Raw genomic sequence first — 1104 nt, 5'->3', positions numbered from 1 at the left:
TTTGACTGTTGCCACGGTTTCCCGTATTTTTAGCTGGTTTCGACAAATTCCTTACACTTTACTCTTGGTAATTGTGGGTTTAGGCTTGGCTTTTGTTGATATTCGGCTAGTCAATCTTTCTCCTGAGTTGATTTTAGAAATTTTTCTACCACCCCTTTTGTTTGAAGCTGCTTGGAATATCAGGTGGCGTAGTTTAAAAGATAGCCTAGTACCAGTTACTTTATTTGCTGTGGTGGGAGTAATTATTTCTGTCTTGGGAATGGCTTGGGCATTAAGCACTTTTACCAGTCTTTCTTTAGCCACTGCTTTACTGGTAGGAGCAAGTTTATCAGCCACCGATCCCGTTTCTGTAGTGGCATTGTTTCGAGAATTGGGTGCTAGTAAACGGTTGACTATTCTGATGGAAGGAGAAAGTTTATTTAATGACGGTGTAGCAGTAGTTGCTTTTGTGCTACTGGTAGGAATTCCTTTAGGTATTGAAGCGTTTTCTTTGCCCACCACCATTGTAAAATTCCTCACTTTTGTCGGTATTGGGTTGGGTATTGGTAGTGTAATTGGTTTTGGGATTTCTTATCTTACTCAACGTTTCGATCTTCCTTTGGTAGAACAATCTTTAACCTTGGTATCGGCTTACGGTACTTATTTGGCAACAGAAGAATTAGGAGGCTCAGGAGTTATCGGGGTTGTCACAGTTGGGGTGATCTTGGGCAATTTTGGCTCGCGTATTGGTATGAATCCTCGCACTAGACTGCTAGTTTCGGAATTTTGGGAATTTTTAGCCTTTTTCGTCAATTCTATTGTCTTTTTGCTAATAGGAGATCAGATAAACTTTACCAGTTTAAATGATAACTTAGATCTTATTTTGGTTGCGATCGCAGCAGTTTTAGTCACAAGAGCGATCGTTATTTTTGGTTTGGGCAATCTTAGTAATCTCATTAGTGGAGTAAAAACTGATTGGCGAGAACAAACTGTCTTATGGTGGGGAGGGCTGCGGGGTTCGGTATCTATTGCCTTGGCTTTGAGTGTTCCCGCTTTTTTAACTGGTAGACAAGAGATTATCGATACAGTATTTGGAGTAGTTTTATTTACTCTTTTAGTGCAGGG

General features: G+C 40.3%; 1 protein-coding gene. It reads left to right on the top strand.

The window, feature by feature from the left end; genetic code table 11:
- A partial coding sequence (locus AC33VI_RS19540; RefSeq protein WP_491783933.1) for a cation:proton antiporter occupies positions 1-1104 on the top strand: 1104 nt, incomplete at both ends.

The organism is Waterburya sp., assembly GCF_058530065.1.
The sequence above is the reverse complement of the archived record's forward strand: the minus strand, read 5'-3'. Positions and strand labels throughout refer to the sequence as shown.